Origin of the sequence: Pseudomonas sp. JZ134 (assembly GCF_051027695.1) — a bacterium.
In the GTDB taxonomy this organism is placed as follows: Bacteria; Pseudomonadota; Gammaproteobacteria; order Pseudomonadales; family Pseudomonadaceae; genus Chryseomonas; species Chryseomonas luteola.
The window spans coordinates 176,282-198,909 of sequence record NZ_CP069250.1; the positions used below are offsets into that span (position 1 = coordinate 176,282).

At 57.6% G+C, this 22,628-nt stretch carries 20 protein-coding genes; 10 read left to right on the forward strand and 10 right to left on the reverse strand.

Annotation, left to right across the window (positions count from 1 at the left end; translation table 11 throughout):
* Nucleotides 1-69: 69 nt before the first annotated feature.
* Nucleotides 70-645, reverse strand: coding sequence for a hypothetical protein (locus JQR86_RS00775; protein ID WP_434154150.1), 576 nt, complete (start codon nt 643-645; stop codon nt 70-72).
* Between the two features lie 213 nt (nt 646-858).
* On the reverse strand, nt 859-2,157 hold the full coding sequence (gene gbcA, locus JQR86_RS00780; protein ID WP_197871226.1) for a glycine-betaine demethylase subunit GbcA: 1,299 nt from the start codon (nt 2,155-2,157) through the stop codon (nt 859-861).
* A gap of 318 nt (nt 2,158-2,475) precedes the next feature.
* Between gbcA and JQR86_RS00785 the strand changes: the two genes are divergently transcribed.
* Both JQR86_RS00785 and JQR86_RS00790 read left to right on the forward strand, forming a co-directional pair.
* Nucleotides 2,476-3,573, forward strand: coding sequence for an FAD-binding oxidoreductase (locus JQR86_RS00785; RefSeq protein WP_407362528.1), 1,098 nt, complete (start codon nt 2,476-2,478; stop codon nt 3,571-3,573).
* 218 nt (nt 3,574-3,791) lie between these two features.
* Nucleotides 3,792-4,715 carry a LysR family transcriptional regulator gene (locus tag JQR86_RS00790; protein ID WP_434154816.1) on the forward strand — a complete coding sequence of 308 codons (924 nt, stop codon included), beginning with the start codon at nt 3,792-3,794 and terminating at the stop codon, nt 4,713-4,715.
* Here JQR86_RS00790 and JQR86_RS00795 read toward each other — a convergent pair.
* Genes JQR86_RS00795 through JQR86_RS00805 form a run of 3 tightly spaced genes read right to left on the reverse strand, consistent with a single transcriptional unit; the run spans nt 4,632 to nt 6,422 of the window.
* Entirely contained in the window at nt 4,632-4,949 is a 318-nt protein-coding gene (locus JQR86_RS00795) for an AzlD domain-containing protein (RefSeq protein WP_219651768.1), read from the reverse strand. The two genes, JQR86_RS00790 and JQR86_RS00795, sit on opposite strands and share 84 nt — an antisense overlap.
* Entirely contained in the window at nt 4,928-5,632 is a 705-nt protein-coding gene (locus JQR86_RS00800) for an AzlC family ABC transporter permease (protein WP_434154151.1), read from the reverse strand. Before JQR86_RS00800 ends, JQR86_RS00795 begins: the two co-directional genes overlap by 22 nt.
* 43 nt (nt 5,633-5,675) lie before the next feature.
* Nucleotides 5,676-6,422: a 2OG-Fe dioxygenase family protein gene (locus JQR86_RS00805; protein ID WP_010796192.1), complete on the reverse strand. Its 747-nt coding sequence runs from the start codon at nt 6,420-6,422 to the stop codon at nt 5,676-5,678.
* Nucleotides 6,423-6,668: 246 nt separating this feature from the next.
* Here JQR86_RS00805 and JQR86_RS00810 point away from each other — a divergent pair, with 246 nt between their 5' ends.
* Nucleotides 6,669-7,958: a diguanylate cyclase domain-containing protein gene (locus tag JQR86_RS00810; protein ID WP_434154152.1), complete on the forward strand. Its 1,290-nt coding sequence runs from the start codon at nt 6,669-6,671 to the stop codon at nt 7,956-7,958.
* A gap of 109 nt (nt 7,959-8,067) precedes the next feature.
* Here the strand turns inward: JQR86_RS00810 and JQR86_RS00815 are convergent, their stop codons facing one another.
* Nucleotides 8,068-8,406: a hypothetical protein gene (locus tag JQR86_RS00815; RefSeq protein WP_010796190.1), complete on the reverse strand. Its 339-nt coding sequence runs from the start codon at nt 8,404-8,406 to the stop codon at nt 8,068-8,070.
* Between the two features lie 736 nt (nt 8,407-9,142).
* Here JQR86_RS00815 and JQR86_RS00820 point away from each other — a divergent pair.
* The 4 genes from JQR86_RS00820 (at nt 9,143) to cydB (ending at nt 15,653) form a co-directional block, all read left to right on the forward strand.
* The gene (locus JQR86_RS00820; RefSeq protein ID WP_407362525.1) at nt 9,143-11,545 is read left to right on the forward strand and encodes a sensor domain-containing diguanylate cyclase; all 2,403 of its coding nucleotides are present in this window, start codon (nt 9,143-9,145) and stop codon (nt 11,543-11,545) included.
* Nucleotides 11,546-11,618: 73 nt separating this feature from the next.
* Nucleotides 11,619-13,148: a sensor domain-containing diguanylate cyclase gene (locus tag JQR86_RS00825; protein ID WP_434154154.1), complete on the forward strand. Its 1,530-nt coding sequence runs from the start codon at nt 11,619-11,621 to the stop codon at nt 13,146-13,148.
* A 119-nt stretch (nt 13,149-13,267) separates the two neighbouring features.
* On the forward strand, nt 13,268-14,641 hold the full coding sequence (locus JQR86_RS00830; RefSeq protein WP_239383444.1) for a cytochrome ubiquinol oxidase subunit I: 1,374 nt from the start codon (nt 13,268-13,270) through the stop codon (nt 14,639-14,641).
* A 4-nt stretch (nt 14,642-14,645) separates the two neighbouring features.
* On the forward strand, nt 14,646-15,653 hold the full coding sequence (gene cydB / locus JQR86_RS00835; RefSeq protein ID WP_150348459.1) for a cytochrome d ubiquinol oxidase subunit II: 1,008 nt from the start codon (nt 14,646-14,648) through the stop codon (nt 15,651-15,653).
* Between the two features lie 51 nt (nt 15,654-15,704).
* Here cydB and JQR86_RS00840 read toward each other — a convergent pair whose 3' ends face one another.
* The 3 genes from JQR86_RS00840 to JQR86_RS00850 form a co-directional block, all read right to left on the reverse strand.
* Entirely contained in the window at nt 15,705-15,995 is a 291-nt protein-coding gene (locus JQR86_RS00840; protein WP_010796185.1) for a PepSY domain-containing protein, read from the reverse strand.
* Between the two features lie 345 nt (nt 15,996-16,340).
* Nucleotides 16,341-17,303 (reverse strand): CHAD domain-containing protein, encoded by a 963-nt coding sequence (locus tag JQR86_RS00845; protein ID WP_219651760.1) that lies wholly within the window; start codon nt 17,301-17,303, stop codon nt 16,341-16,343.
* A 338-nt stretch (nt 17,304-17,641) separates the two neighbouring features.
* Nucleotides 17,642-18,427, reverse strand: coding sequence for an ion transporter (locus tag JQR86_RS00850; RefSeq protein WP_037030590.1), 786 nt, complete (start codon nt 18,425-18,427; stop codon nt 17,642-17,644).
* Nucleotides 18,428-18,584: 157 nt separating this feature from the next.
* Between JQR86_RS00850 and pap the strand changes: the two genes are divergently transcribed.
* The 3 genes from pap to JQR86_RS00865 all read left to right on the forward strand — a co-directional run bounded on the left by pap (nt 18,585) and on the right by JQR86_RS00865 (nt 21,522).
* Complete coding sequence (gene pap, locus JQR86_RS00855; protein ID WP_404627814.1) at nt 18,585-20,075, forward strand: polyphosphate:AMP phosphotransferase; 1,491 nt, start codon at nt 18,585-18,587, stop codon at nt 20,073-20,075.
* Between the two features lie 17 nt (nt 20,076-20,092).
* On the forward strand, nt 20,093-20,716 hold the full coding sequence (locus JQR86_RS00860) for a class I SAM-dependent methyltransferase (protein ID WP_404627815.1): 624 nt from the start codon (nt 20,093-20,095) through the stop codon (nt 20,714-20,716).
* Between the two features lie 122 nt (nt 20,717-20,838).
* Nucleotides 20,839-21,522 carry a DUF2238 domain-containing protein gene (locus JQR86_RS00865; protein WP_125889548.1) on the forward strand — a complete coding sequence of 228 codons (684 nt, stop codon included), beginning with the start codon at nt 20,839-20,841 and terminating at the stop codon, nt 21,520-21,522.
* Between the two features lie 6 nt (nt 21,523-21,528).
* On the opposite strand, the gene JQR86_RS00870 is transcribed toward JQR86_RS00865, so the two are convergent.
* Entirely contained in the window at nt 21,529-22,407 is an 879-nt protein-coding gene (locus JQR86_RS00870; RefSeq protein ID WP_434154156.1) for a sugar phosphate isomerase/epimerase family protein, read from the reverse strand.
* Between the last annotated feature and the right edge of the window lie 221 nt (nt 22,408-22,628).

Consider the following 22,628-nt stretch of genomic DNA (forward strand, 5'->3'; position numbering starts at 1 on the left):
CAGCAAAAGGCTAAACGCTTGCAGCCTGACAGGAAAAGACCAGGGCCGCCGAAGATAGCTGAGACAGAATCAGTGCTCGCCCAGGACGTGTTGTACCAGGGCCTTGTGAGCGGCTTCGTCCTTTCGGTCGGACAGCAGCTGTACAACCGCAACCCGCGCATCTGCCTCGGCAATAAAGGCGGTGCTGCGCATGGGCGTGCCGTTCATGACTGACGTGGTTTCCAGTTGCTGAAGGGTCAGGCCGTCGCGCTTTAGGGTCTTTTCCTTGAGCACTTTGAATTTGCTGCCGCTCAGTTTCTGCCGTGCATAGAATGCGGCTTTGGCCTTGGCAAGCACGACTCGGTTGCTGGCGGTTTTATCTTCTGGTACCGGCATTTCAGAGGTAACGATCAACTGTTGGCTGGCCCTGTTGATATACAGTTTGCCGCGTGCTGACGGATCTTCGGCAGTTGTGCCGGGCGGCAGGGGACTGACATCGAACCCCTCGGGTAATGCCAGCACTAGCTGATGGTTCAGCAGGGAGATGGAGCGGCTATTGGCTGTCTGGGTGGTTTCGGCCTTGCTGGCAGCCTGGACCGGTAGAGTGACAAGGCCGAATACAAGGGCAGCCGAAGCCAGGGCCATTTTCAGGCTGTTGTTGTTCATGTCAGATCCTTGAATGGATTGCGTTGAGTCCTTTGGGTGCCGAAAGGCTTGGCAGCCAGGGCCCAACGACTGGCCGGATTATTTCATAGCGACAAGTCTGCATTGCGCTGCGCTTTCCTGAAGCGTGCAGTGCTTGGCAGTTGAAAATGCAACGGTTTTTGACTGAACAAAAGAAACCCCGCCGAAGCGGGGTTCTTAAAACAAAGTAGTCAATCAGCCATCGGCACCCACTTGACGCAGATGGGGTACAGGCTGTTCCTCGCCCAGGTTGGCCAGTAGGCGTTCGCTGTACCAGTCAATGAAATTAATGACGCCAAATTCATAGGTCTGTGAATACGGGCCGGGCTGGTAGGCCTTGGAGTTGATGCCGCGCTGATTTTCCTCGGCAAGCATTCGGTCCTGCTGGTTAGTGGCATCCCAAACCTTGCGCAGATTTTCTACCTCATAATCGACGCCCTCTACTGCATCCTTGTGCACCAGCCACTTGGTGGTAACCACGGTCTGTTGGGCGCTGATTGGCCAGACAGTGAACACAATCAGGTGATCCCCCATGGCGTGGTTCCAGGAGTGTGGTAGATGCAGGATGCGCATGGAGCCCAACTCCGGGTTCTTGATACGTCCCATCAGCTTCTTGCAGCCGGGCTTGCCATCCAGCGTCATGGAAGCCGTGCCCTTGAGTAGCGGCATGCGCACAATGCGGTTACGCAGGCCAAAGCTGGCGTGGGCATACGGGATCTGCTCGGCCTCCCAGGCGGCGGCGCTTTCGGCAACGTGATCCTTGAAGGCCTGGTTGGCGCGTGGATCGGTTACATCGTCCCATTCCAGGAGTGTCTTGAGCAGCTCTGGGTGCGAGCCGTTGCAGTGGTAGCACTCGCGGTTGTTTTCAAGCACCAGCTTCCAGTTGGCGGCTTCCATCAGGTCCGTACGGGCTACGACCTTGGTGTTTTCCATGTCGTACGGCTCCATGTAATGGTCGAGCGTACGCAGGAAGTCATCGATAGCGGGAGGCTCTTCGGCCAGGCAGATAAAGATGTATCCGCCCGCCGTTTTCACATGCACCGGCTTCAGGTTGAAGTCCGCCATGTTGAAGTCAGCGCCCATTTCGGTACCGGCAAACAGCAGGCGGCCGTCCAGCTCGTAGGTCCATTGATGATAGGGGCAGACCAGTTTGGCCACCTTGCCTTTCTCGCTGACGCACAGGCGAGAACCGCGGTGCCGACACACGTTATGAAAAGCGTGTACCTTGCCTTCAGCACCACGCACCACCATGACGGGGTTATCGCCAATCTGCAGCGTGAGAAAATTGCCTTTGGCAGGGATTTCACTCGTCATTCCGGCAATCAGCCACTCCTTGCCAAAGATCTCCTGCATGTCGATCTGGAACAGACGCTCATCGTTATAGAACGGCTGTGGCATCGAGTAAGTTCGCTCACGGGTACGCAGCATCTCTGCGGTGGCCTTGCGGGCCGATTCCAGCGGATCGCCCAGACTCAAAGGGTAGGTGACGTCCATCGGTATCCTCATGCGGCGGCACACAGGTGCGCCGGTGAAAAAGTGGCTGATAGGGTTGTGATGCAAGGCGTTTGGACAGCTTGTTCAAGACTGCCCGTGTGGTTGGTGAAATCAGTGTGGGGCTGCGTCTGGATGGGGCCTTATCCACGCGCGACATGGTCGAATCATTTCCCGACGCGGCAAGTCCCGTGGACGCTGGGCTGGTCGCTCTAAGCATGCCGATGTCGTTGGCAGGTAAATGCCGACGAAAGGGCCTCTCCACAATCGCCCCATCACCGCCTGAAGATGCGGCGGGTCTCAACGCGTGAGGGCACGTGCATGAACAGCTTTCTGAATCCGGTTACTACGCAGACCTGGGTCAATGGTCGCCATGCGGTACGTTGCGTCAAGGCGATTCAGGAAACCTGGGATGTACGAACCTTCTGCTTCATGGCGGACGTACCCCTGATGTACTTTTTCAAACCCGGTCAGTTCGTGACGCTGGAGCTTGAGATCGAGGGGCAGCAGGTGATGCGTTCATACACAATCTCCAGCTCGCCCTCCGTGCCCTACAGCTTCTCGATCACGGTCAAGCGTGTCCCGGGTGGCAAGGTATCGAACTGGCTGCATGACAACCTGCGTGAAGGGCAGGAGCTTGCGGTGCATGGGCCGGTGGGGCTGTTCAACGCCATTGACTACCCGTCCGACAAGGTCCTGCTGCTCTCCGGTGGCGTAGGTATCACACCGGTGATGTCCATGGCCCGCTGGTTTTTCGACACGAACGCTAACGTGGACATGGTGTTTGTACACAGTGCCCGCACGCCAAAGGACATCATCTATCACCGCGAGCTGGAGCACATGGCCTCGCGGGTCTCTAATTTCTCGCTGCATCTTGTGTGCGAGCGGAGTGATCTTGGTGAGGCCTGGGCGGGATATCGCGGTTTCTTTGATCGGCGCATGCTGGAATTGATGGCGCCGGATTTTCGTGATCGCGAGGTGTTCTGCTGTGGCCCGACACCTTATATGAATGCTGTGAAGACCATGCTGCGCGAGCTGGGCTACGACATGGCCCGTTATCACGAGGAGTCCTTTGGCGCGACGCCTGCGGATATCAAGGAAGATGTTCTCGAACAGGCCGGTCTTGCGGCCGACACACCGCCGGTTCCGCTGGCGGATCAGTGCGAGGTGTTATTTGCGGGCAGCGGCATGAGTGTACGTGTTGGACCAGGTGAGACTGTGCACGGAGCGGCTGCCAAGCTGGGCCTGCATATTCCAAAGGCATGTGGCATGGGCATCTGCGGCACCTGCAAGGTGCTCAAGACCCGTGGTTCGGTTGTCATGGAGCACAACGGCGGCATTACCGAAGAGGACGAGGCCGAAGGTTACATCCTGTCCTGCTGCAGCGTTCCGCAAGGGGACGTTGAAATCGATTTCTAAATACTTTACAGCGGACATGCCTGTTTGGGCGTGTCCGTCACCGTTTCCTTTTCCCGTCTGATATTACCGCAGCGGCACAATGCCCCTATTTTTCATAGGGGTTATTCCTGCTCTAATACCGCCAGGCACTGAGACAGCTGCTAAGGTAAGGTAGAAGATCGCAGCATTGTGTGATCAGATCGCTACAGCATCGCTCCTTTCTGATCGAGGGCGTCAAAATGGATGTCAGAACGCTGCGCAACCTGACGCGGGTGGCGCGTACAGGCTCTCTGTCTGCCGCGTCAGATGAGGCCTGCCTGACCGTGCAGGCCTTGGCGGCGCAATTGAACAAGGCGGAAGACCAGTTCGGGTTCAGGATTTTCAAGCGATCCAACAAGGGATTGCACCTGACCGAGCGTGGTCACGCGCTCATGCCTTATATCGAGAAGGTGGTGGAGTCCGCCCGGCAACTGGACAGCAAAGCTGCCGAGTTGAGCCAAGCCACGCCACGGCTGCTGCGGGCCGCACTGAACAGCACGCTACCGGCCGATATCAACCAGTGCATCGTCAAGCGGATGATGCAGGTCTTCAGCGATTATCACCTGGAGTTCAGCTTTGCCGAGTCCATCGAGAACCTCAGCAAGCTGCGTAACGACAATATCGACCTTGCGGTACTGATCGGACCACCGCAAGCCGATCTGGCCAGCCTTGAGCTGGCTGATATTCATATTGATGTCGTAGGTGCTTACCACGGTGCCGATGCAGATGCGTACAGCGACCTGAGTGACAAGCTGCTTGTTAGGCCGACCAGCGACTGCCCTTATTCCACCAGTTTCGAGCGGTTTCTAGACAGTGGTCAGACGGTGAGCCAATGGGGGCATCGCATGATCTATTCGGGTAGCGAAACCCTAACCGTCTCGCTGATTAAACAACTCGATGGCTTGGGCGTCGTTTCACGGGCGGCGGCTTGCAAGCATGGATTGTCCATCGTACCGGGGTTTGAGGATTCGCTGCCGGTACGCCTGGTCGTCAACAATGTCGACTTGCCTATTCGTGCCCTGGAGCAGCTGACCCGTCCCTTACAGCACTCGCCCCAGCGCAATATACGACAACAGGCCTACCGCCACACTGAGGAGCAGGTTCTTACTGAAATAAGCGCATAACAGCGTCGGTATGGCGGCAACGAATTCGGGCCGCATGAGGCTCACATGCTTTTCCGTCACCACCAGTGGTGTGAGGGTAATGGCCGCAACGATGCAGACGGGCAGAAACTCCAGCGTTCGCGTGAGGAATCCTGGCCAGCGCTCGGTACTGAGCTGCATCGGTAGCACCCGTGGTAGCAGTGTCACCGCGGTCATCAGGACGATTATCAGGATCAGGAACGTTTCTTGAGACATACGCCTATCCAGCAGCCAAAGAACGTGGCGATAAAGACATTCAGGGCGGACTCGAACAGCAGGTTCAGCACACCCATGCAGGCCACCGCCGCCAGAGCAGCCACCAGCTTGCCCTTGGAATCACAAAGCGAGACCAGCACGTACAGCATCATAGCGGTCAAGGCATAGTCGAGCTTGTACTGGATCAGGTGGGCAGTGTAGGTCGAGCTGAGAGCACCCAGCAGCGCGCCCAGCACCCAGGCACTGTGACAGAAGAGGTTGAACGAGATCAGGTAACGGGCATTGACCGCAACGCCTTTCTGCAACTTGCTGCTGTGAAAGGCAAAGGACTCGTCCGTCAGCTCCGCCGCATACACCCACCGTTCCAGACGGCTCAGGCCTATCGTGCGCAGGGCTCTGGACATGTACATCGACATCAGCATGTGACGGGCGTTGATCAGAAAGGTGGTCATCACAATAGTGATGATCGAGGCGTTCGCCGTCATCAGTGCCAGAGCGGCGAACTGCGAGGCGCCGGCATAGACGAACAAGCACATGGCGACCGGTAACCAGAGCGGATAGCCTGCATTCACGGCCATCAGGCCGAAAACGAACGAGACCGTAAAATAGCCAGCGACGACCGGACTGGCCTCGCTGAAGGTGCGTAGCTCAGGAGCTTTCCAGGTTAAAACACGTGTATTCACGCCATCCTCTCATTGCCGGGCTGAAATCGGACCGTTCATAGGTTTACCGCACAATGTCATGGGCCGTCCCGGGTTTGGAGAAAGAGATGGCGATGATCTGACGGAATGCCGGGCGCTTTGGGTCCTTCGTGGACGCAGGCGTCACGTAATGACGCATCTCCCGGTCCAGGAAAAACGTCGTGTCCAGGATGTGCTCGTAAGTCAGCGCGGCGAGCAGCTCCTCTTGTACGTTATATAACCGACTTTCGGCGCCTGCGATGTTATGCCGACCCCAGAAATGCATTGCGCTGAAGGGGTAGCCGTCGCAGTGAATTCCCTCAGGCGTGATTTCGACCTGCTGGCCGGGGTTGATCTCGATCCGAATTTGGTGAATCTGGCACTGCCACATGTCGTTATGCAGGTGCGCTGGCAATACGCTTTTGTACACCTCGAAATCCAGGGCGATCAGGCTGCGAAGAACAGGGGAGGCGATCACTTCATCGGAGAAGTCCTGAAAATGCCGCTCCATGCCGCCTACATAGCGATTGTTAGCCAAGGATTGTACATAGGGGCGATGTTCGAGCTGGCGCAGCTCCTGATTGACGGGGTGGTACTCGAAATCGCTGTAGCGTCTGAACCGTGCGCCCGACTCGGCCTGGCCATAATAACTGTCGCGCTCCATAGCTTCCCAGCTATGGGTCAGCCGGACGAATTCGTCAAAGTTGCCCGTCAGGCTGAAGTCTGCGCCTTTCACATTGGCAAACTTGTTTTGACGCAGGGCGTCACCAACCGCCTTGTTGAGAACAATCATGATCGTCTCCGCTCCATTGAACGATCCACTCTAAGCGCTGGGCAGATTTGCTCTATGAGAAATAATTTAAGGCATCTCAACGAAAAGTTGAGATTGGCTGAGCGCCTGCTGCCTGCATGAGGTGCCCACGGTCCGATGGTCATTCATCGGGCGATCGGATGGTCATGTCAATTTGCTGCGGGTCTCGCCGATAAAGGTGTACAAGATGTGTCCTACTTGGGGCACGCCAGTTGCCAGATACCTGCCATGACCCTTTCTGCTCTCACATTTGATAGCGAGTTTCAGCTCCGTGGCCTCATCGATGCCATACAGGAATTCATTGTGCTCAAGGATGGGCAGGGACGATGGCTGATCACGAACAGGATCGTGATCGACACCTATCGCCTGCAAGGCGTTGACTATGTGGGCAAGACCGACATGGAGCTGGCGCTGATTCGACCGGAGTTCCATGAGGCTTTTGTCTACAACGTGCAGACCGACGAGCAGGCCTGGCAAAAAGGCTCGGCGCTGCGTATCCAGAAATCTTTCATGGGGCTGGATGGCCGTCTCAACACGTGGGAAGTGATCAAGACACCCAGTTTCGATGAAGCGGGTAATCGCCACCAGCTTGTAATCGTCAGCCGCAATATTACCGAGCGTCGTGTGGCTGAGCAGGCACTGGAAGCCAGTGAACAGCGTTATCGGCTGATTGCTGACAACATGCTCGACATCATTGGTGTGTTCAAGCCGGAAGTAGGCATCGAATATGTTTCGCCTTCCTTTGAGCATGTCCTGGGGCATCGGGCGGCTATCTATCTGGGGCGTGACATGTTCGAACTGATCCACCCGGACGATATTGATCCCTTGCGCAGTGCGTTTCGAATGCTATTGGAGGGTAGCGTCTCGCATACGACGGTCGAATGCCGCTGTTACCATGCCCAAGGGCACTGCATATGGTTCGAAACGCATCTCTCCAGTACCTATACGAATGAGGGCGTTCTGGACAATGTCGTTTTTGCCTGCCGTGATATCTCAGCACGTAAAACCTACGATCAGCATCTTCAAACGCTGGCCTACCACGACCCTCTGACGGGCGCGCCCAACAGACGCTTCCTCATGGACCAGATCCAGCTCATGATCGATCAGGCGTCGACCGATTCAAACTTTGCCGTTCTGTATCTGGATCTTGATCGATTCAAGCCCATCAATGACGAGAGGGGGCACGATGTGGGGGACGAGCTGCTGATTGAATTTGCCAGCAGACTCAGGCAGAACCTGCGTGCCAACGACCTGTATGCCCGTATTGGCGGTGACGAGTTCGTGATCGTACTGGCTCAGGTGAACGAGGCCCAGGCGGTCACCATTGCCGAGCGGTTGTGTCTGGCCTTGCAAGCGCCATGGACGCTGCCGTGTGGGGAACTCAAGACCACTTCGTCCATTGGTGTGGCGCTTTACCCTGATGCCGGTCTGTCTGTGCACACCCTGCTGCGTCATGCTGACGAAGCCCTGTATGAGGCCAAGCGGGCAGGGCGAGCCTGTGTCATGGTCTACGGATAAAAGCAAAGCAAATAGACAGGCGCCAGGTTTGGCAGGCGGGGCGGGGTATCAAGAAGAGGAGATAATGCAGGGGGGCAGGCATTGTCTGGCAAGGCCTGCCCCTGAACAGTCACGCGTCGCAGAGGGCGCGCATGCCGTTGACAGTCATCTCAAGGTGCTGCTCCAGACGCTCCAACTCAGCCTGCAGCGGCTCGGGGAACGGATGGCAGTCCAGTGCCTGGGTTACCAGGGTGCTTATCAGGACGAAGAAGGCGAGTACTTCTTCCGGATCGGAGCTGGCATTCAGGCGCGAATAGCGGGCCTGCTCCGAAGCATAATTGGTTTCAGCGACATCAAACTTGCGCAGTACAGCGCCCAGCCACTGGGTCGAATGCACACAAAACGGCGTGCCCCGATAGGCTTGCGGCTGGCGTTGTTCGTAATGCTTTTGAGTGTTGTGTGTATTCATGATCTGTATTTGCTTCTAAGGGCTAACAAGGCTCAGCAAACTGGATGACGCAAACTAACTGGACGGTATTTACGGTCCGTCGAATTTCCTGCCACCTAAGGCTCATGCCTGAGCGTTTTCAGTTGGCTTCATCAGCTCAATCAGCTTGATCGTTGTATCGGCGCCCCTCACAAAAACATGAGTACGAAGGTGCAACGGGCAGACGGACGATCATCTGCTGCTAGCCTTGCCGATTGATGGCTATTTGCCAACAAGAAGCGGCGTAGGGTAGTGAAACGGTTGGCATCCTGCTACTGATTTCTGATCACGTTATGTGACCGCGGCAAGAAAAACAGGCTAAACGACTTGCATGGGTACGCGGGGATGGTAAGGCGAGGAAAAAGACTTTCTGGCGGGCAATAAAAAACCCGCCGAAGCGGGTTTTCTGGTTGACCTTACTCAACGTCCTGTCGAGCTGCCATCCTGGCCTGGTCATTCATCCTTGATCTACCTGAGCGCTTCCTGCGCTGCAGTCCGATAGGTGTAGATTACGCACCTTATGCATTCATACCTAGAGCCAATGACGCCTTATGCGTGTAAGCCTTTGGCTATACCTGTCCTGCGCTCACCTGCATCCGCGTGCGTAAGCCTCACGCCGGTCGGCATTCGCTGCAGGTCAGACCTTAAACTCCATTGCTTTCTGCCGATATGAAGACTGGGTTACCGCCTATCCATCTGACTGTCTCGTTGAATGATCATGTTTCGATCCTCGTTTTCCCTGTGGCTAACCCAGCGCTCCCTCGTACTGGTCTCCAGTGTGGCAGCCCTTGGGCTTACCGTGACGCTGTTTGCCTGGCACATCCTGCAAGGTTCTGAGCAGGAGGCCGCCCGTGAGCGCTTTTCCCGTGGCGCATCGGAAATTACCCGGGAGCTGGATGGCGCAATGGCACGCTATGAACGCCTGTTGCGGGCGGGGAGCAGCCTGTTCAATGCCGGCGATGAAATTTCCCGACTGGAATGGCGCCAGTTTGCCGAAAACATGCGACTCGAAGAGGATTACCCGGGGATGCAGGGTTTTGGTTTCGCCCCGTTGATTGCCGCTCACGATAAGAGCAGTTTTGAGGAGCGTGTCCAGAAAGAGGGCTTTCCAGGTTACGAGATCAGAACCGGCAGCGGACGCGATACGTTCATTCCTGTTCTCTATATCGAGCCCTTTATGGGACGCAACCTGAGGGCATTCGGGTTCGATATGTTTTCCGAGGCGAACCGGCGAGCGGCGGCCGAACAGGCCCGTGACTCAGGCCAGGTAAGCCTGAGCGGGAAGATCACGCTTGTGCAGGAGACCGAAAACCCTCAGGCCGGTACCCTGATGTTCGTACCGTCCTATTTCAGCGACATGCCGACCCAGACGGTCGAGCAGCGACGCAAGGCCTTGCGAGGGTTTGTTTTCGCCCCTTTCAGGATGGGCGATCTGATGTCGGCCGCCCTGAAAGACCGTGCCGATGATCTGGCACTTGAAATCTACGATGGTGAGCAACCTGCAGCGGCAAACCGCCTGTATTCAAGGCGTATGGATCTGGTAAGTACCCTGCCAGGTTACATACCCCGATTCGACAGCCTCCAACATATTGACGTAGCCGGACGGCAGTGGACATTGCGTTTCGTTACCTTGCCTGCCTTCGAGACAGCAGCCCCTGCCAGCCGTGCACAGGTCGTATTGTTCAGTGGTCTGGGACTTACCTTGCTGCTCTGTGTGCTGGTGGCGTCATTGGCCACCATGCGTGCCCGCGCCGAGCAACTGGCAGATCGTATGAGTCGCGCCTACCGGGAAAGCGAAGCGCGGATACGCTCCATTATCGACGGGGCGGCGGAAGGCATCGTGATCACGGAAAGCGACCCGGCCATGACTGTCTTGAAAATCAATCCAGCAGGTGAGCAGATGTTGGGTTTGCCAGCTGCTGAGGCCCAGGGGCGCTCGCTGGCGCATCTGCTGACTGTGAAGGGTGATCGCATTTTGGATGATCTGCGTCAGGGTACGGCCAGCAGTGTCTGGCTCGACACGCAATACGCGTCGGCAAAAGGTCAGTGCCGCAGCCTGAACATGGCCATTACGGTCGCCGAGCAGGATGGAGTCCAGCGTTTGATCGTACTGATCAGTGACCAGACTGACCTGCATCAGGCACGGCAGCAGGCTCTGATGGCAGGTGCCCTGAACGAGGCGATCCTGCTGCATTCGCCGTTCTGCATCTTCTCGACCGATCCTGAGGGCCGCCTGCGTACAGTTAATCCGGCCGGTGAGCGGCTGCTGGGCTACTCCCGGGCAGAGCTGGTCGAGACGCAGTACATCAGCGACCTGCTGGATGCCAATGAGCAATCGGTCAAGGCCGAGCAGCTGAGCCAGGCGCTGGGCCGTACGGTGACGGAGTGGGAGAGCTTTGTCAGGCTGGCGCAGGAAAAGCCCGAGGAGGAACACGAATGCGGTTTTGTCTGCCGTGGCGGGATACGGTTACCCGTCAACCTGGCCGTGACGGCGTTGCGTGGCCAGGCGGGCCAGATCACGGGGTATCTGGGTATTGCCTACGACATTACCGAGCGCAAGCGGGCCGAGGAGCTGATGCGCTACCAGGCTCTGCATGACGGTTTGACCGGCTTGCCCAATCGCACGCTGATGGCCGACCGGATGAGCATGGCCATCGAGCGGGCCAAGCGAAACCAGGAGGTCTTGGGGGTCATGCTGATGGACCTCGATCACTTCAAGGAGATCAACGACACCCTGGGGCATGACGTGGGCGATGAAGTCCTCAGGCAAGTAGCGCATCGCCTGAAGAGTGCTGTACGTCAGAGTGATACGGTGGTCCGCCTGGGGGGCGATGAGTTTGTTGTGCTGTTGGGTGATCTGAAGCGGATCGAGGATGCCAGCAATGTCGCCACGAAGATCCTGAAGACCATTGAGGCTGACCTGATCATCGGGCCGCACCGCCTTTACCTCTCTACCAGCATCGGCATTGCCTTGTATCCGGAGCAGGGTGTGGATCTGGACGAGCTGCTCAAGAATGCCGATCGGGCCATGTATGAGGTCAAGCGGCGCGGCAAGAAGGGGTTCGCGCTGTCCCAGACCTCATTGACACCAGAAGATCAAATAAAACAGCGGCTTGTCTGATGACCTTTGGCTATGATTGAAACACTGCGGTGATGGGTTCGCCGTCGTAAGAAGATTATAAGGATAGCGAAGCATGCCAGACCCCCACGAGATCTCGAAGAGGGCCAGCCGATGGCCGTCACAGCGTCTCGCGCTCGGCTTCGTGATCCTGGTCTGCCTGTCCCTTTTCAGTCTGGATATCTGGCAGGCCTTACGGGGGCGGGGCGAGCGGCTTCAGGAGGCCGAGGTCGCCACTTCCAACCTGGCACGCTCACTGGCGCAACATGCCGACGATACGGTCGAGGAGGTCGATATTGTTCTGGCCGGCATCGCCGAGCGACTGGCCTGGGATGGAATCGAAGAGACCAACCGGGTCCGCATGAAGGCCTGGCTGCAGGATCGGATAAATGCACTGCCCCAGCTGCATGGGTTGTTCATCTACGACCAGGACGGGCGCTGGATCGTCACCTCGAACAGTCAGGATCCGGTAAACATAAACAACGGGGATCGGGAATATTTTGCCTATCACCGTACCCATAAGGACCTGGGACCGCATATCGGGCCGGTCATCCGTAGCCGCACGACAAACGAGCTGGTGATTCCGGTGTCTCGGCGGATTAATCATCCCGACGGGCGCTTCGCCGGCGTCGCGCTGGCAACATTGAGAGTCGAGTATTTCAATCGTTTCTACGCAGACTTCGATATCGACCAGCAGGGCGCGATCTTTCTTGCTCTCCATGACGGAACCATACTGGTGCGACGCCCGTTTGACGAAGCCCTGATCGGCCAGAGTCTGGCCAAGGGGCGTATCTTCAGCGAGCTGCTACCGGCCTCAGCAACCGGGACGGGCATGGTGAAATCCATCGTGGATGGGGTCGAGCGTATGTCGGCCTACCGCAAGATGGACAAGTATCCGTTGGTGGTCATGGCGGCTGTTTCCAAGGAAGCGGCCCTGGCGTCCTGGTACAAGGATATGAGCCGGTCGTTTATTACCGGGATTCTGCTGATTGCCGTAGCCGGGTTCGGATTGGCCCTGATTCGGCAGATCCGTATCGACCTGGAGACGGAGCGGGCGCTACGTGAGTCGCACCATGCGCTGGAGAAAATGGCCATGGAAGACAGCCTGACCGGGCTTGCGAACCGGCGGCAGTTCGACATGGCCCTCAAGGCCGAGATCAGCCGGGCCCGGCGGGCGCAGACGTCGCTGGGCATCATCATGATCGATATCGATCATTTCAAGCGCTACAACGACCTCTATGGTCATCCAGCCGGCGACGAGTGCATCAAGGCTGTAGCGGAAGCCGTGCTGTCCTGTACCCGTCGCGCTGTCGATCTGGCAGTCCGCTATGGGGGCGAAGAGATTACAGTGCTGCTCCCGGATACGGACGATGCCGGTACCCATCAGGTGGCCGAAAACATGCTCAACGCGGTTCGCAAATTGGCAATCCTGCATGAGGGTAATGAAAACGGCCGTATCGTCACGATCAGTGCCGGTGTCTTCAGTTGTGTTCCCAAGGGCAGGGGCGCGACCAGCCAGTACCTGATCAAGTCAGCCGATGAGGCGCTCTATGCCGCCAAGGCGGCCGGGCGCGACCGGGTTTATCCTCCGCTAAGCAAGATGTGAGGCGCTGAGCCAGTATTAAAATGGAATTGAAACGCCATCCCTGTTGTCGCAGTAGCGAGGTTTGAAGCCGAGCGGCCAAAGCCTCTCATCGCTTCGCAACGCTTGCCCTTCAGGTTTTTATGGACGTCACTGACCCCGCCCTGCAAATCGCCCGAGCCCAGTTTGGCATCACTATCGGCTTTCATATCGTGCTGGCTGCGTTCAGCATCGGACTCGCCAATTTTCTCATGGCCCTGGAAGGGCTCTGGCTGTGGAAAAGACAGCAGGCCTATCTTGATCTCTATAAGTTCTGGCTAAAGATCTTTGCGCTGAACGTGGCGGTCGGAACTGTATCGGGTGTGGTCATGGAGTTCGAGTTCGGCACCAACTGGGGACGCCTCTCGACCCAGGCGGGTTCGATCATCGGCCCGTTGATGTTCTATGAAGTTATGGTGGCGTTTTTTCTGGAGGCCGGTTTCCTTGGCGTCATGCTATTTGGCATGAAGAAGGTAGGCCCCAAGCTCCACTTCTTCACAACCTGTGCGGTAGCGGTGGGTTCGCTGTTCAGCGCTTTCTGGATTCTGGCCGCCAACTCCTGGATGCACACGCCTGCCGGTTACTCCATCGGGCCGGATGGCCGTTTCGTGCCGGAAGAGTGGCTCGCCATTATTTTCAATCCCTCCTTTCCTTACCGCTTCGTTCACATGACCTTTGCCGCCTTTCTAGGCACCGCTTTCATGGTGGGGGCTGTGGGCGCCTGGCATCTGCTGCGCGATGCGTCGAATCCGCGGGCGCGGATCATGTTTTCCATGGCCATGTGGGTGGTAGCCATCGTTGGGCCGCTGCAGATCATTGCCGGGGATCTGCATGGGGAAAATACCCTGGAGCATCAGCCGCAGAAGGTTGCAGCCATGGAAGGGTCGTGGAACCGACCGGCACCGGGGGAGGGCGAGCCGCTACGGCTGTTTGCCGTACCGGATATGGAGCAGCAGCGTAATCATTTGGAGCTGGCGATCCCGCACATTGGCTCCTTGTACCTGCGCCACAACTGGACCGGCACCATCCAAAGCCTGAGCGAGTTTCCGGCCAGCGATCTCCCGCCGGTCCCTATCGTATTCTTTGCCTTTCGGATCATGGTGGGGCTGGGCCTGCTGATGGCGACCGTCGGCATTGCCAGCCTGATCATGCGTACGCGTGGGCGCCTATACACCGCCCGCTGGCTGCACTGGATCGTGCTCCCGATGGGACCGGCCGGCTTTATCGCCATGCTGGCCGGATGGGTCGTGACCGAGACTGGGCGACAGCCATTCACGGTCTATGGATTGTTGCGCACGGCTGACAGCAGTTCGGCACAGTCCTTTTCTTTCGTCATGACCTCAACCCTAAGCATTCTGGCTGCCTATGTGATCGTCTTCGGGATTGGGCTTCTTTACATGCTTCGGGCCATGGCCAGGGCACCCAGGGCTGATGAAAAGGGCCCCGAACCCTCCCTTGCCAACGAGACCGGTGAGTAATTCCATGTCCGCCGATTTGATCCATCAACTTTCTGCCGCGGCGCTGGCATTCGCCATCATCACTTATGTGGTGCTGGATGGGACGGATCTGGGTGTCGGTATTTTGTTTCCGTTCCACAAAGAGACGCAGAGCCGCCATGTCATGGCGTTTTCCATTCTTCCTATCTGGGATGGCAACGAGACGTGGCTGGTGCTGGGTGGCGGCGGGTTGCTGGCCCTGTTTCCTGCGGCATACAGCATCTTTTTTACCGCCATGTATGTACCCATCATTGCCATGTTGCTGGCTCTGGTGTTTCGGGGTGTATCGTTAGAGTTTCGTGACCGCGCAACTCCGGCACATCGGCGCTGGCATGATGTGGCATTCGCAGGGGCGTCTACGCTGGCCGGCCTTTGCCAGGGCATTGTCCTGGGTGGGTTGATTCAGGGGATTCCAAACGATGGTAGCCGGTACACGGGTAATGGCTGGGACTGGCTAAGTGGTTTTACGCTGACCTGTGGGATCGGTCTGGTGGTGGGATACGCGCTACTGGGAGCCTGCTGGCTGGTCTGGCGCACGGAGGGTGACTTGCAGGCTCGGGCCCGAAAACAGGCATCGCTGTTGGGTGGGTTCACCTTGCTGCTCATGGGGCTGGTCATCGTGTGGACCGCAGGACTTCACCCCCTGTATCGGGAGCGCTGGGCCCAGGGCGAGTGGGTGATCCCCCTTCTAGGACTGATGGCGCTTCTGGCGCTGGCCTTCTGGAAGGCATTGCCGTGCCGCATCCATTACCTGCCCCTGTTTGCCGTATTGGGCTGGTTTATGGTGGCGTATGCCGCCTTGATCCTGGCCTTGTATCCCTTGGTCATCCCGCCTGCGCTGACCATTTTTCAGGCATCGTCACCGACCGCGAGCCAAGCGTTCATGCTGACTGGGTTTGCCGTACTGATTCCGTTCACCCTAGCGTACAGCACGTACGGCTTCTGGGTGTTCCGCGGCAAGATCCGTCCACGAGAAGAGGCTGATGGAGAATAGGTTTCAGCCCTGCAAGAGACCAAGTTCTACGCAGGGCTGGTGAACAGCGGATCAATCGATCGTCTTACGACCTACTTCTTCACGATCGATTTCTTCCTGGATGATATTGCCGGTACGGGGATCGGCCCGGAAACGATACTTCTCCGAGTTGAGCTTGAGGCCTTTGCCAACCCATTCGCCATTTTCGGCATCCAGGCGGCTCACGGAGGTATAACCGCTTTCAATGATCTTGGCTTCGACTTCTTTCTTGGGCATCCAGTCCGCACCAGGCTGATCGGCCCAGGCGAAGCCAGTGCCAGCAACCGACAGCAACAGACCTGCAATCACGTGTTTCGTCTTCATGGCACACACCTCAAGGAAATAGGGGATGGCCGCCGCACGGGCTGGCACGTCTCGTCCAGCATGCGTCATGCACAAGGTGTTGATTTGTGACGGTCGGCTTGATCTGGCCATATCTGAAAGAGTGCAGGCGCTGTTGCCGCTCCCTTTGATGTTTTGCCTGACTTGACCGACCATCTCGCATCGAACACTAGCTTCGAAGCGCACCGAGGAAGACAAGTTCCAAGGCTAATTGAAGGAAATGTGCCCGTTAATGTTGCGAAATTTGCAGAAAAAGGCAGGAACATGTCTAGCTCGGGCCAGAGCGGCGATTAGCTGCCCTGACCCGCATGAGGCGAGTCGATCCGCTTATGCGGTTACCGGCTCGACCAGATAGGGCAACAGGCCGGCTGGCTCGTGTTTCTTGGCTTTTTTAGCCTTGCTCGGCATGGCTGTGATGTTCCACAGCTTTTCCCAATGCTCCAGGAGCGCGTCCGGCTTATCTACGTAAATACGCTGCCCCAGCTCCATGGCCTTGGCCTGTAATTGCGCGCGGTGGACAAGAATGCTTTCGTTGATGGCCTGACGTGTGCTGACGGCACCAAACAGATCAGACTCCTGCTCGAGCAAAAGCTGCATCACCGCCAGGTCGTGGTCATCACCCAGATAGGCAGACAGCTTTTCCAGGCACTTCTGGCGTGATTTGAAGTGCTCTGGCCAGGCGTCCATCAGCAGCTGTGTGTGATACCAGTGATCCTTCACACGCTTGCGCCATTCGTGCAGGGTTTCGTCAGTGGCATTACTGCGAGCGACCTTAAGTGCCAGACGGCCGTCTTTGTAGGTTTTGAGAATGCCGCTTTCCAAAAGGCCAAAGTCTTTGCCTTTGAACTTCCAGGTAGACACCTTGTACTTGGCGTCTTCCAGTTCTTCCACCAGATCGGCATGGGAACTGGCTGCCTCGCCTTGGGACGCCTTTTCAGCCCGCTCGACGAGTCGGCCCCTGACACGCTTCATGGCCGGTGAATTGAAGCGCTTGCGGTTGGTTTCGGTCAGGGCATCCCAGCTTTCGATGACGGCTGCGGCATCACGCAGGCTGGACAAGCCCTGACCGAGATCGCGAAAGCGAATGTTTTGAGCCGTGAAGACTTTTTTGCCTAAGGGTTCGCGCACCAGTCTCAGCACGGCGCGGATTTCTTTCAGCCGCTTGCGGGCGTTGTGCACGCCTTTGGCCGAGCCTGCGCTCAAGGATTCCTGGGCTTTTTCTATCCGTTCAACCACTACACGGCGGATCTCATCGTCAACCCGCTTACGCGCTTGAATACGAAACGACATTTCCCTCTCCTGTAAGGACTTGGTGCTCAGCTGAGCATATCGCCTCCGAGAGTATCGGGGGCATTGCTGGCGAACCAGTGGCGTCGATCAATCTTCATCAAACTGTCATATAAGCCTGACAATAGTTAAAGATTTGCCTGTGCGTTTCGCTGTCAGCCAAGCGGTGGGTTCAGTAAAGATGAGTGAAAAAGCAGGGGGTTAGTTCGGCCCTAGAGCGTGTGGCCGGTCACGCCGGGGAGTTTTACCGCTAGAGATCTAGCGTGCTGAGAAAGACGCCAGTCCAACCGACGCCCATCGACGTTTTCTTTTAATCCCGGTCCATTCAGCAGGGCGCAGCCTTAGCTATCCTTGGTCGGATGCGGTATTTCCGCCGCGCGGGTGGCATGCAGCTCCTGGCGCAGCGTTCGGACTTCCTCGTGCAGTTCATCCACCTTGGCCATCAAGGCACGCATCATCTCGCGGTCAGTGTTCTGCTCGTGGGCGTCCTGCTCATCCTTGTCCGTCAGAACCAGCGAGCCGATGTACGCGGCAAAGCTGCCGAATAACCCCACGCCGCCAATCATCAGCATGACAGCCACGATGCGGCCTAGTGTGGTGACTGGATAAAAGTCGCCATAGCCTACGGTGGTCACAGTCACAAAGGCCCACCAGAGCGCTTCTTCGGCCGTATTGATGGAGCTTTCAGGGTTGGGCGCTTCGACCATCAGCATGGTGATGGCGCCAAAGGCCACCAGAAGCAGGGTCGCCGTGGCGGCCGACGCGACAATGCCTTCGGCGCGATTGCGAAACAGGAGTCGCCAGATCATCGCAAGCGACTTGATCGCACGCAGGATGCGCAAGATCTGCACCACGCGGACCAGCTTGGCCCCCTGAAAACCGGCTGCAGGAATACAGGCCAGCAGATCAAGCCAGCCCCAGCGCATGAAGTGCCATTTGTTGGGCGCTGCGCGAAAGCGCAAACAGAAGTCGATGAAGAAAAAGACACACACCCCATTATCCAGATAACCGAGCAACTGCGAGACTTCCGGCGGCAGGGCAAAAAACAGATCGGCTACCAGTGAGCCCAATACATAAAACGACAAGACCAGGATCAGCAGTTGAAAAGGCGTAATGTGTTCTTTCATGAAGCGTCCGGTAATTACGGTATCTTGAATGTAGGGGTCGTTAGACCCGGTAAAGTCACGTTCACTGGGACGAACGACCCGCATCGCTTGGGTTCCAATACAAGACGATTACTGTGCCATACGCGCTTGAAAGGCTGGGCTGACAGGGGAGAGCCGCATGTTTGAATCCGCCGAAACCGATCACGTCATCGACAGGGAAACCTACGAGGCGGCTGTACCAAAGCTGCGTCAGGCGCTGCTGGATGCGCAGTATAAACTCAAGGAGCAGGGACGGTTTCCGGTCATTCTGCTGATCAACGGCGTAGAAGGTGCCGGCAAGGGCGAAACAGTCAAGTTGTTGAGCGAATGGATGGACCCGCGCCTGATCCAGGTCGAATCCTTTCTGGAGCGAACCGAGGAAGAGCGGCTGCGCCCACCGGCCTGGCGCTACTGGCAGCGCCTGCCGCCCAAGGGGCGGATCGGCATCTTCTTTGGTAACTGGTACAGCCAGCTCCTGCATGCCCGCGTGGAAAAACGTATCAAATCGGCTGAGCTGGAAGAGGGCATCGGCGACGCCGAGCGTCTGGAGCGCATGCTCAGTGACGAGGGTGCATTGATCCTCAAATTCTGGTTTCACCTGTCCAAGAAACAGCTCAAGCACCGGCTCAAGGTCCTCAAGGACGACCCATTGCATAGCTGGCGCATCAGCCCGCTGGACTGGCAACAGTCCCGGACCTACGACAAGTTTGTCGAGCACGGCGAGCACGTTCTGCGGCGAACCAGCCGCGACTATGCGCCCTGGTATGTAGTAGCCGGTTACGACGAAAATTACCGCAGCCTGATGGTAGGCAACATCCTGCTCGAAGCCTTGAACGGCGCGCTTGAGCGAGACGCACAGCCGCCCCGCAGCCCGCACACCGCACCGCTGCCGCCTAACCTCGACGGGCGCGGGGTGTTGAGCAGCCTGGATATGTCCCAGGCCCTTAGCAAGGACGAATACAAGGAGCAGCTTATCGCCGAGCAGGCACGGCTGGCCGGACTCGTGCGGGACAAGCGCTTCAAGCGTCATGCGCTGGTCGCCGTGTTCGAGGGAAACGATGCCGCTGGCAAGGGCAGCACGATCCGCCGGGTAACCGGGGCGCTCGATCCTCGGCAATACCGCATCATTCCCATTGCCGTACCGTCTGAAGAGGAGCGTGCGCAACCCTATCTGTGGCGCTTCTGGCGGCATATCCCCCGATTAGGCGGTTTTACCGTCTTTGACCGTTCCTGGTACGGCCGTGTGCTGGTAGAGCGGGTAGAAGGCTTTGCCAACGAGGCGGACTGGCTCAGGGCTTACAGCGAAATCAACGATTTCGAGGAGCAGCTGACAGATGCCGGTATCGTACTGGTCAAATTCTGGCTGGCCATCGATTCGGATACGCAGCTCAAGCGCTTCAAGGAACGTGAAGAGACCCCGTTCAAGCGGTTCAAGATCACTGAGGAAGACTGGCGCAACCGTGACAAGTGGGATGTGTACAGCGCCGCAGTCGAAGACATGGTCGCGCGCAACAGCACCGAAATTGCCCCTTGGACACTGGTCGAAGCCAACGATAAACGCTTCGCCCGGGTCAAGGTATTGCGTACCATCAACGATGCCCTGGAAGCGGCATTTGAACGAAACCGTTGATTGACCTGGACGACGCCATGACCTTGCCTGATGAGCTCGAACGAATCACTGCCCTGACGCTGGCGGACTACGACCAGACGGCCGAGCGTTTTCGCGAGGGCACGCGAGATCATGATGTCAGCCAGAACATCGAGGCGCTGCTCAGGCATTTGGAAGGTCATGCCCCGCAGCGCATTCTCGACTTTGGCTGCGGGCCGGGTCGGGACCTGAAAACGTTCACGCGTCTGGGGCACTCTCCCGTGGGCATCGACGGGTCTGCCGAATTCGTAGCCATGGCTCGCGCCGATTCGGGGTGCGAGGTCTGGCATCAAAACTTTCTTGCCCTGGATCTTCCGCCAGCGCATTTCGATGGGATATTTGCCAACGCCACGCTGTTTCATGTCCCGCTCAGCGAGTTACCACGCGTACTCAAGGCGTTGCATGCCACGCTCAAGCCGCGCGGCGTGCTGTTCAGCTCCAATCCGCGAGGTGACAACCGCGAAGGCTGGAATGGTCGGCGCTATGGTGCCTACCACGACTTCGGCAGCTGGAAGCGTTATCTGACCGACACGGGGTTCGTCGAACTGGAACACTATTACCGGCCCGCCGGTTTGCCTCGGGAGCAGCAGCCCTGGCTGGCGTCGGTCTGGCGCAAGGTATAAACGTAACGTAACGAATTGAGTCTGCCACCGACCCAACGCTGGCTTCCTGCGGTCTACCGTTCTGTAATGCGGTCTGCTCCTCGCAGGCTGGCCTGACTGCGGAACGACGTAAGGCGGATGGAATGACTCAACACAAATGGCTGCTTCGATCACTCGTCCTCATCGTATGTGCGGCATTGGTCGCCTCCAGCATCGCACCCTATGACCGCACGACATGGCTGATGGAAATCTTTCCGGTGCTGATTGTGCTGCCGCTGCTGATCACCACGCATGAGCGCTTCAGCCTCACACCGCTGCTGTACATCCTGATTACGATTCACGCCTTGGGGCTGATTGCAGGAGGCGCCTACAGTTACGCCCGCGTGCCCTTGGGTAGCTGGATTCAGGAGTGGCTGGATATGGACCGTAATCCCTATGACAAGCTGGGGCACTTCATGCAAGGATTCGTACCGTGTCTGCTGGCTCGTGAGATCCTGATCCGTGAGCGGCAGGTGTCCGGTTACAAGATGCTCGCGTTTCTCTCCGGGTGCGTGGCGGTGGCGGTCAGCGCCGTCTACGAGATGATCGAGTGGTGGGCTGCATTGGCGCTGGGGCAGGGCGCAGAGGAGTTTCTAGGTACGCAGGGGTATGAGTGGGATACCCAGTCCGACATGTTCTATGCCCTGATCGGTGCAACAGTAGCGCTCGTGACCTGCTCGCGGTTGCAGGATCGCCAGATTCGCCAGCTGGAAGCCCACCGGCCGACACCCTCAGCCGCTCGACCGCCTTTGGATCGGCCGGCGCCCCGACACGAGCAGGCCCCCTGAGGGTTTCTAGATGCCCAGATTAGCCAACGCATCTCCTGTGGCCCAGGCTTCTTCGAAGCGGGCCTTGCTGCGAAGAATGGCCTGCTCAAGCGCGTCATCATCTTCCCAGAGCGCGCCTGGTACATCAGACGAGAAAATTTCCAGAACGTAGGGTCCGGCGTAGCCGGTTTCATTCACGGCAGCGAGCAGGCGATTGACCGGAATGATGCCATCGCCCAGGGTACGACGATCAAAATAGGACCGCGGGCGCTGCCAGTCGGAAAGCTGGGTCAGAAAAATTCGGTCACCCGCCAGTCGAATGGCGTCGGTGAGGTCTGCATCCTGCCAGCTGTTATACAGGTCCAGGCACAGCCCTACATTCTCTCGTGCCACCGCCTGCACCAGCTCATACCCCTGCATGAAGGTATAGAGAATGCTGTCGCGGCTCATCATGGGCGGGCTAAGCGGCTCGATGGCAATGCTCAACCCTTTGTCCGCGGCGTGATCGGCCAGTTCGCGGTAGTGCTTTATGCAGCCCTCCCAGACTTCCGCCTCGTTGCCGCTCTGGCCGAGCGCGCCGGTATTGGTAATGACCGGAATGCCTGTGCAGAAGGGGGCGAAGCGATCAATCGTAGCCTTGATCAGGGCCGTACGTTCAGCAGGGTCAGCCGGTTCGAGTGCACTGGTCGCCGGATAAATCGTACGGACTTCAGGCTGCAGCGAGACGGGCCTTAACCCATGCGCATTCAACTGAGCGAATTGTTCGGCGAGCTTGCCGGCGTCCTTGTCGAACTTCATTTCCGCCAGCTCAATGTCAACGTTGAGACGGGCGAACAGCTCCAGGTCACGTGTGAGTGGCCAGGGTGTGGTGGTGAGTTGACTGATGGCGAAGCGGGGTGTGGTCATAAGGCCTCACACGATCACAGGATAAATGCATCCGCTCTGGCATAAGGGTTTTAGCCAGATCGGCACCGTTCTGGTGTGAGCCGTAAGGGCATGCCGGGGTTCCTGACTCACAGGCGACAAGAGACCAATGGCGCCATTCTTATGTATGCCTACCTGTGCACCTATGATCGACGGCCTGTTCGATGCAGCCGACTCGTCTGGCGCATGGATGCGAGGGCGAT

What these genes read in the sequence shown, in the direction of transcription:
- JQR86_RS00775 (WP_434154150.1), bottom strand. Translation starts at nt 645, where the DNA reads ATGAACAACAACAGCCTGAAAATGGCCCTGGCTTCGGCTGCCCTTGTA.
- gbcA (WP_197871226.1), bottom strand. Translation starts at nt 2,157, where the DNA reads ATGGACGTCACCTACCCTTTGAGTCTGGGCGATCCGCTGGAATCGGCC.
- JQR86_RS00785 (WP_407362528.1), top strand. Translation starts at nt 2,476, where the DNA reads ATGAACAGCTTTCTGAATCCGGTTACTACGCAGACCTGGGTCAATGGT.
- JQR86_RS00790 (WP_434154816.1), top strand. Translation starts at nt 3,792, where the DNA reads ATGGATGTCAGAACGCTGCGCAACCTGACGCGGGTGGCGCGTACAGGC.
- JQR86_RS00795 (WP_219651768.1), bottom strand. Translation starts at nt 4,949, where the DNA reads ATGTCTCAAGAAACGTTCCTGATCCTGATAATCGTCCTGATGACCGCG.
- JQR86_RS00805 (WP_010796192.1), bottom strand. Translation starts at nt 6,422, where the DNA reads ATGATTGTTCTCAACAAGGCGGTTGGTGACGCCCTGCGTCAAAACAAG.
- JQR86_RS00810 (WP_434154152.1), top strand. Translation starts at nt 6,669, where the DNA reads ATGACCCTTTCTGCTCTCACATTTGATAGCGAGTTTCAGCTCCGTGGC.
- JQR86_RS00815 (WP_010796190.1), bottom strand. Translation starts at nt 8,406, where the DNA reads ATGAATACACACAACACTCAAAAGCATTACGAACAACGCCAGCCGCAA.
- JQR86_RS00820 (WP_407362525.1), top strand. Translation starts at nt 9,143, where the DNA reads ATGTTTCGATCCTCGTTTTCCCTGTGGCTAACCCAGCGCTCCCTCGTA.
- JQR86_RS00825 (WP_434154154.1), top strand. Translation starts at nt 11,619, where the DNA reads ATGCCAGACCCCCACGAGATCTCGAAGAGGGCCAGCCGATGGCCGTCA.
- JQR86_RS00830 (WP_239383444.1), top strand. Translation starts at nt 13,268, where the DNA reads ATGGACGTCACTGACCCCGCCCTGCAAATCGCCCGAGCCCAGTTTGGC.
- cydB (WP_150348459.1), top strand. Translation starts at nt 14,646, where the DNA reads ATGTCCGCCGATTTGATCCATCAACTTTCTGCCGCGGCGCTGGCATTC.
- JQR86_RS00840 (WP_010796185.1), bottom strand. Translation starts at nt 15,995, where the DNA reads ATGAAGACGAAACACGTGATTGCAGGTCTGTTGCTGTCGGTTGCTGGC.
- JQR86_RS00845 (WP_219651760.1), bottom strand. Translation starts at nt 17,303, where the DNA reads ATGTCGTTTCGTATTCAAGCGCGTAAGCGGGTTGACGATGAGATCCGC.
- JQR86_RS00850 (WP_037030590.1), bottom strand. Translation starts at nt 18,427, where the DNA reads ATGAAAGAACACATTACGCCTTTTCAACTGCTGATCCTGGTCTTGTCG.
- pap (WP_404627814.1), top strand. Translation starts at nt 18,585, where the DNA reads ATGTTTGAATCCGCCGAAACCGATCACGTCATCGACAGGGAAACCTAC.
- JQR86_RS00860 (WP_404627815.1), top strand. Translation starts at nt 20,093, where the DNA reads ATGACCTTGCCTGATGAGCTCGAACGAATCACTGCCCTGACGCTGGCG.
- JQR86_RS00865 (WP_125889548.1), top strand. Translation starts at nt 20,839, where the DNA reads ATGACTCAACACAAATGGCTGCTTCGATCACTCGTCCTCATCGTATGT.
- JQR86_RS00870 (WP_434154156.1), bottom strand. Translation starts at nt 22,407, where the DNA reads ATGACCACACCCCGCTTCGCCATCAGTCAACTCACCACCACACCCTGG.